This is a genomic window from Phormidium pseudopriestleyi FRX01, assembly GCF_017313335.1.
In the GTDB taxonomy this organism is placed as follows: Bacteria; Cyanobacteriota; Cyanobacteriia; order Cyanobacteriales; family Laspinemataceae; genus Laspinema; species Laspinema pseudopriestleyi.
On sequence record NZ_JAFLQW010000215.1, the window covers coordinates 1 to 8,002 of the forward strand.

General features: G+C 44.4%; 4 protein-coding genes. 3 read left to right on the forward strand and 1 reads right to left on the reverse strand.

Annotated features, from left to right (window positions below):
* Window positions 1–143 precede the first annotated feature (143 nt).
* Entirely contained in the window at window positions 144–1,514 is a 1,371-nt protein-coding gene (locus J0895_RS07710; RefSeq protein ID WP_207087523.1) for an AAA-like domain-containing protein, read from the reverse strand.
* Between the two features lie 426 nt (window positions 1,515–1,940).
* On the opposite strand from J0895_RS07710, the gene J0895_RS07715 reads away from it, so the two are divergent.
* From J0895_RS07715 to J0895_RS07725, 3 genes are all read left to right on the forward strand, one after another.
* Window positions 1,941–5,078, forward strand: coding sequence for a GAF domain-containing protein (locus J0895_RS07715; RefSeq protein ID WP_207087524.1), 3,138 nt, complete (start codon window positions 1,941–1,943; stop codon window positions 5,076–5,078).
* Between the two features lie 5 nt (window positions 5,079–5,083).
* The gene (locus J0895_RS07720) at window positions 5,084–5,503 is read left to right on the forward strand and encodes a response regulator (protein WP_207087525.1); all 420 of its coding nucleotides are present in this window, start codon (window positions 5,084–5,086) and stop codon (window positions 5,501–5,503) included.
* Window positions 5,504–5,717: 214 nt separating this feature from the next.
* Entirely contained in the window at window positions 5,718–7,655 is a 1,938-nt protein-coding gene (locus tag J0895_RS07725; protein WP_207087526.1) for an adenylate/guanylate cyclase domain-containing protein, read from the forward strand.
* The last annotated feature ends 347 nt before the right edge of the window (window positions 7,656–8,002 follow it).

Sequence of the window (8,002 nt, forward strand, 5' to 3'; positions counted from 1 at the left end):
GGCTCCGGGGGATGAGGGCAGACTGACCAAACATCGGATGCACCCGATGCTACCACTTCTTAAAAAAAATCCAATTACTAAAAGAGGCGGTATGTTTGTTCACCTAATTTAATAATGCTCTATGTTCCCCTTCTCTCCCTAGACTAAATCTTCAAAAATCGGGAAAAATAAGTCTGATACAGCAGACAACTGGGGACGGCTAACTGATTTTCAAATTTAATTAATCCCAATCCTTGCAATTTAAACGCTTGGGTCGGGTGCAATTCCACGCCACTGTTGCTTAAAATCACCGATTCCCAGGCATCCTTGAGGTCAGGGTGCTGCTCTAAATAGGCGAATTGTTGTCGTAAATGACTCTCAAAGATACTGCTGGGGGTCGTGACGGTTTCGACCAAGCTCTCTAGGGTAACGGTTTCTTGGCTTAAGTGAAAAAAAGCCAATTGGGTTAAGTAGGGATGGCCTCCGAGAAGGGCGATCGCGCGATCGGCATAGAGTGTGGGAGGCGTTAATCCATAACGCACCGCTAACTCCTGAACCTGTTCCCAGGTAAATGCTGATAAACTAATTAATAAACCGACATTAAACGGCGATTGATGCACCGTTAATGGCAGAAAAACATCCGTGGAATAGATAATGACTAATCGTAATTTTTGCCAGAGTTCACTCCCCTCGGTACTGTGGCGCGATCGCTCATACCAAGCGCGGAGCATTCCAAAAAAATCCGTAGCAATCTTCGGATAGTTAAACACTAAGTTCACTTCATCCAAAACTAGCAACAGTGGGCTTTCATCCGCAGTTAGCAAATAGCTTTCAAAATAATCATTGCAACTATAGCTACTGCCAAACATCGGATTCCAAAACTCTTCTAAGCGGTTCGCTAACCCCAGACTGCGGCTGACCATCACACACAACCATTGCAAAAATATGGTTAAACTTTCAAACACCTCACTATCGGCTAGTTGCAAACTGACGATCGCCATGCGAAATCCACTTTCTTCTGCCGGAGTAAATCCCCGCACTACCAAAGAAGTTTTGCCAAATTGTCGGGGTGCTCGGATGCGAATTAAGGCACCCGGTTGCAAACTCTCTGCCTTAAGAAGCTGTTCCGCCGGGGATCGATAGATGTAAAATGGGGAATCTAAGGCTAACTGTCCCTTGAGGGGTGTGCTCAGTAAACCCGTTAAAGCTGCCATTGATGCCTCGGGATCTGGATCCTGGCTAATATAGTCCTCTTTTTGGAGGGAAAGGCCAAATGCGGTGAAGTAGTCTGCTAAGGTAACAGAATCTACCGGCTTTTGGCGATGCCTGACTTTGGTCAAAGTTTTTGTACTTAGTCCCGTGCGATCGCTTAACTCTTCCAAGGTATAGGGGTGCCCAGCATTATCCCGTGCGGCTGACAAATGCTCCGCCGCTTGTAAGCGTTGAGCACCCTGAGAGCTTAGAATAACCCCTCTTCTACGTTTTTGAGCTGTTGTCTGTTCCAATTGGCTGTCAGGAGAAACCACACTTAACACTTTTTAACCAACTCTGAAGTTGTTTTGCTTTCATCAAATTGATTAGTTACCTAATTTTACAAGGGTTATTGACCCTTTCCCATTAAGATTCCTGTTCAAATGCCTAAGTTACGGCCTTAACGTTCCATTGGGGGTGGCGATCGCGCTTGTCCAATGGCAGGATCGACTCAGGAGAGAGATCTGAGTCTCGAAAGAAGATCAGAGTGCAGAGGTTCCTGGACGGTGGGGAAACCCAACATCGAGGAGATAGGTGCTAACGGACCGCTCCATCTTAGATAGAGTCTGACCTGGTTTGAAAATTCTCTTGAAAGTTCAGGAGAAGAGATTCAAATCAGAGTGAAGCTCTCTCGCTCTAGACTCCCCTTCCTGTTTTTATAAATGTTGACTTGATATTGATTAAAGAAAAGTTACAAGGAGAAGAGAACAGTGCTGGAATTCTTGAACAATCTGCTCACCCCACGTTCCTATATTCCACACGGCCATTGTTACCTTTGGCAAACTCCCCTTGTTGCACTGCATCTGGTTAGCGATGCGCTGATTGCGATCGCCTACTTTTCCATTCCCACGATGTTGATTTACTTCATCTACAAACGCAGAGACGTTGCTTTTTCTAGCATATTTGCGATGTTTGGAGCTTTTATTGTCCTCTGCGGAGTGGGTCATTTATTAGATATTTGGACCCTGTGGCATCCAGATTATTGGATTTCGGGCATTGAGCGAGCAATCACAGCCCTTGTCTCTTGCTATACGGCATTGCGACTGGTAGAACTACTGCCTCAATTTCTATCTCTGCGAACCCCTGAACAGCTCGAAGTGGTGAATCAGGAATTAGAGAAACAAATTGCCAAACGGCAACGAACGGAAGAAATACTTCAAGCTTTGGTGACTGGAACTGCATCGGTGACAGGACAAGATTTTTTTCCGGCCCTAGTTAAAAACTTAGCCAAGGCTTTAAATGTCCAGTATGTGATTGTTTCTGAAAAAAGTCACAATCAGGACCAAACTTTGGAGAGTTTGGGCTTCTGGGCCGGGGATAAGTTGGGAAATAATTTTAATTATCAATTTACCGGAAGACCTTGCGATTTTATTGCTTATAATCAGGACTTTGCCTGCTATTCAGAGAAATTGCGGGAACATTTTCCGAATGACCCCTTGCTGGAAGGAATTGGAGCAGAAAGCTACCTGGGTGTTTCTTTATTAGATAGCAATCAACAGGCGATCGGGAACCTTTGTATCCTGGATGTAAAACCCTTAGAGACACAGGATGAAGCCCGAGCTATTATGAGCGTTTTTGCAGCCAGAGCCGCCACGGAACTGCAACGGAAATGGGCTGAGGAAGAGAAACGCTGTGCTTATGAAGAGTTAGAATTTAGGGTAGAGAAGCGTACTGCCGAATTGGTTGCAGTCAACTCGACTTTAGAAACAGAAATTCAAGAACGGATTAATATAGAAGCCGAACTACGAGTCATGGCAGAACGGGAAAAAACCATTTCCCTAATTATCCAACGGATGCGAAAAAGTTTGAATTTGGAGACAATTTTTCATGCCACCACTAACGAACTGCGGCAAGCCGTTGACTGCGATCGCGTCGTGATTTATCGCTTTAATCCCGATTGGAGTGGCGCATTAGTCTCCGAGTCTGTTGCCGCCTGTTGGGATGTATTATTACCGGAACAAGCAGACGATCCTATCCTCACTCAAGTCACCACGGATGAACCGGGTTGTGTCCTCACTCAAATGAATTCATCGAATTTCTTGATTAAAGACACTTACCTGCAAGAACAGGAAGGGGGAATTTATCGTCAAAAAGAGATGTTTTGTTACATTTCCGATATTTACACAGCAGGTTTTAGCTCCTGCTATTTGGATTTCTTAGAGAAATTAAACGCCCGGGCTTATGTCATTGCCCCCATTTTTTGTGGAAGTACACTCTGGGGCTTGCTGGGAGTGTATCAAAATAGTGGTCCCCGAGATTGGAAAGAGGCAGAAGTCAAAATTGTTACCCAAATTGGTAATCAACTCGGCGTCGCCGTCCAACAAGCCGAACTGTTTGCTAAAACCCAAAAACAAGCCGAAGAATTGCATCGCAACGCTGAAGCCGCCAACGCCGCTAACCGAGCTAAAAGTGAATTTTTAGCGAATATGAGCCATGAACTGAGAACACCGCTGAATGCAATTTTAGGGTTTACTCAGCTGATGCAACGAGATAGTTCTCTGACGACACTACATCAAGGATATATTGACATTATCAACAAAAGTGGTGCACATTTACTTGCGTTGATTAACGATGTCTTGGAGATGTCGAAAATTGAAGCGGGGCGAGTCACCTTGAATGAGCGGGAATTCGACCTGCCCAAACTGGTTTACAGCTTGGAATCGATGCTGCAACTCAAAGCCAAATCTAAAGGCTTAAGCCTGAAATTTGAGCTAGAATCTACCCTACCGCAATTTATTCAAGGGGATGAAAATAAATTGCGTCAGGTGCTGATTAATCTTCTGGGAAATGCCATTAAATTTACCGATACTGGGCGGGTAATCCTGCGGATATCCCGACCAAAATTGACACCGCCACTGGAAACCCCATATCAATCTATTTTGCACTTTGAAGTAGAGGATACGGGTCCTGGAATCAGTTCCGAAGACCTTAAAGATCTATTTCAGGCATTTCAGCAAACTCGGGTAGGGCGGCAATCCCAAGAAGGAACAGGTTTAGGACTGAGAATTTCTCAGAAATTTGTGCAATTAATGGGAGGAATCATTACGGTTACGAGTAATGTAGGCGAAGGCAGTAGCTTTGAATTTGAGATTCCCGTGGGTTTGGTTCAGGGGTCAGGAATGGAAGATAGTTGTGACCTCGATGGTGCGGTTTGTTTAGCACCTGGACAACCGAGCTATCGAATTTTGGTGGTGGAAGATAACCCAATTAACCGATTGTTATTAGTAACTTTGTTGAAGGATATCGGAGTGGAAGTTCAGGAATCGGAAAATGGGGAAGTGGCGATCGCCGCTTGGCAACAGTGGCATCCCCACCTGATTTTCATGGATATGCATATGCCCAAGATGGATGGATATGAGGCAACCCAACGGATTAAACAATTCCACCTCAACCACTCATCCAGTGCTTTACCTCCCGTTCCTCCGATTATTGCCATTACTGCCAGTGCCTTTTCAGAAAATCGAGAAGAGTGTTTGCAAGTGGGTTGCGATAACTTCGTCAGTAAACCCTTCCGTAGAGAAGAAATCCTAGAGACTCTCTCCCACTATCTAGGAGCAAAATACTCTTATCAGGAGACAAAAAATCCGGCCATTCGTCCCAGTTCACAGGATAAAGAACCGGATTGTCAACTAGAGGCTGATGTCCTAGATTTTATGCCAGCCAATTGGGTGCAGCAATTTTATAATGCCGTCGCCCAAGGTAGCGATACCCTGGCTTTAGAACTCCTGAATAGTATTCCATCGGAACATTCGGATCTGATTGAAACTTTAACCCATCTCTTAGAAAACTACCAATTCGATCGCCTGATGGAATTGGCGCAACCTCATTCCCCCACTCTATCGACTTAAATCTGATGGTTAATCAATCCCTAACCCCCCACCCGGATTTAGCAAATCCCATTACTATTTTAATTGTGGATGATGTTCTCGATAACATTCGTCTACTCTCCCGAATTTTAGTCAAGCGGGGATACCAAACCCGAAAAGCCCTCAATGGGAGTATGGCATTGACTGCAATCAAGGCCTCTAAACCCCATCTCATTTTATTAGATGTTCAAATGCCAGAGATGAGTGGCTTTGAACTCTGTCAGCTGATTAAATCCCATCCCGATACGGCTGATATTCCTATCATATTTGTGAGCGCAAATGATGATAGTTCAGAAAAAAGAAAAGCTATCCAATTTGGAGGAGTAGACTATATTCCTAAGCCTTTTAATATAGAAAAACTTGTAGAAGTAATCAAAAAACAGATTGAATTAACCTTAATCAATTAAGTCTATCGCAATCCTAAATGATTGGTCACAAATTCAGCGAGCTTTCTGGCTCTTCAAGTAAGCATGGCGAAAGATGTAGTGAATTCTTGATTATCTATAGTGCCAACGGAGTGATTCTCCGAGTTTTGACCTTGATAAAAAATGGATATTAACAGGGTTTTACTCAACTCTCCAGAATTCCAAATTGATAATCAACTTATTTTTAGGTAAAGTTATGCCTGACTCTCAAAGCAATCTAGAACTAGGTAATATTTTAATTGTAGACGACAAGCTAGAAAATATCCGATTTTTAGCGAACTTTTTATCTAGTCAAGGATACTCAATTCGTAAAGCTACTAATGGAAAACACGCATTAAAAGCCTCTAAAATGATTCCTCCTGACCTAATTCTTTTAGATATCAATATGCCGGAAATGGGGGGATATGAAGTCTGTGAACAGCTAAAACTTGACCCTAAAACAAGCGATGTCCCCGTCATTTTTTTGAGCGCTGGAAATGAAGTTGAGGATAAGCTTAAAGCCTTTCAATCCGGAGGGGTCGATTACATCACCAAACCCTTTCAACTCGAAGAAGTTTTAGCCCGAGTTAAAACCCAACTCAATTTAAAAACCCTCCAACAACAATTAAAACTTAAAAATGAAGAATTGCAGGGGACGGTAACCGGCCTAAAAAAAGCCCAAGCTGATTTAGAAGCATCTCAAAGCGAATTGCTGGCCCTGATTAAAAGCATGAATGAATTAATTTATGTTTTAGATGCTCAGGGACAGTATCTAAAATTTGCAAACACCAATACCAAACTCCTTTCCCAACCGGCTAAAGATATCTTGGGTAAAACAATTCATGATGTACTACCCGAAGAAACGGCCCAGCTTTTATTAGTAGAAATTCGAGAAGCTTTAGCGCGAAAAGAAACTCGGGAAGTCGAATATAGTTTGACCCTCGGCCAAACTCAAATAGAAGTATGTGCAAGCATTTCCCCCATTTCCTTGGACTCAGTTCTCTGTGTTGTCAGAGATATCAGCGATCGCAAACGTCGAGAAGAAGCTCTCAAACTCATTGTTGAAGGCACTGCTTCCAAAACTGGACAAGAATTTTTCCAATCTTGCGTTCAATATTTGGCGGAAATCTTGGGAATTAGCTATGCCTTTATCACCGAATGTGCGAACCCGCAAAAAACCCGGGTTCGGATGTTATCCTTTTGGAAAGACCAAAACTTTTCGGAAAACTTAGAGTATGATTTAGCAGGAACCCCCTGCGATGAAGTGATTACCAACGGACAATATTATTGCTACCCCGAAAACATTATTGCTCGTTTTCCCGATGATGCCGATTTAGTTGATTTGAAGGCGCGAAGCTATGCCGGAATCCCCTTAATTGACACGACAGGGGATGTGATTGGTCATATTGCCGTGCTCGATACCCACCCGATGGTTGATGACGAAACCCGCAAGCTCGTCTTGAAAATTTTTGCAGCAAGGGCCGGTGCTGAGTTAGAGCGAAAAATTACCGATATTGCCTTGCAACAAAGTCAAGAACAAACTGAAAAATTATTATTAAATATCTTACCAAAATCCATTGCAGACCGCTTAAAAACCGATACCAGTGCCATTGCTGAACAATTTGATGAAGTGACCATTTTATTTTCCGATATTGTCGGATTTACTCCCCTTTGTGCCCAAATGCAACCGACGGAGTTAGTCAATTTACTGAATGAAATTTTCTCAACCTTTGACAAATTCAGCGACAAACTGGGATTAGAGAAAATTAAAACCATAGGTGACGCCTATATGGTAGTCGGGGGATTACCCGTTAAACACCCTAATTCTGCCGAGGCGATCGCTCAAATGGCCTTAGAAATGCAATCTAGTATCGCCACATTTCAAGCCCGCTATGGCCCCACTCTTCAAATTAGAATCGGCATCAACACCGGACCCGTCGTCGCTGGCGTGATTGGTGTGAAAAAGTTTAGTTATGACTTGTGGGGAGATGCCGTTAATGTCGCCTCTCGCATGGAATCATCAGGCATTCCTGGGAAAATTCAAGTCACAGAAACCGTCTACGAACGGTTAAAACATCAGTTCCATTTCGAGCAACGCGGATTGGTTGAGGTGAAAGGAAGAGGAGAAATGATGACCTATTGGTTACTCGGATGAGGGAGATGGGCGGGGATGGGGGAATTTCGGAGTAACCACTTCAGTCATTCTTCCCCAGTTCTTATGTTCTTTTTTCAAGGTTCAAAAATGGGACCCCACCCTAACCCGGACCTTGCCAAGGGGAGGGGACCGGAGGGGGACCCCACCCTAACCCGGACCTTGCTAAGGGGAGGGGACCGGAGGGGGACCCCACCCTAACCCGGACCTTGCCAAGGGGAGGGGACCGGAGGGGGACCCCACCCTAACCCTCCCATTGCCAAGGGGAGGGGACCGGAGGGGGACCCCACCCTAACCCGGACCTTGCTAAGGGGAGGGGACCGGAGGGGGACCCCACCCTAACCCGGACC

What these genes read in the sequence shown, in the direction of transcription:
- J0895_RS07720 (WP_207087525.1), top strand. Translation starts at nt 5,084, where the DNA reads ATGGTTAATCAATCCCTAACCCCCCACCCGGATTTAGCAAATCCCATT.
- J0895_RS07725 (WP_207087526.1), top strand. Translation starts at nt 5,718, where the DNA reads ATGCCTGACTCTCAAAGCAATCTAGAACTAGGTAATATTTTAATTGTA.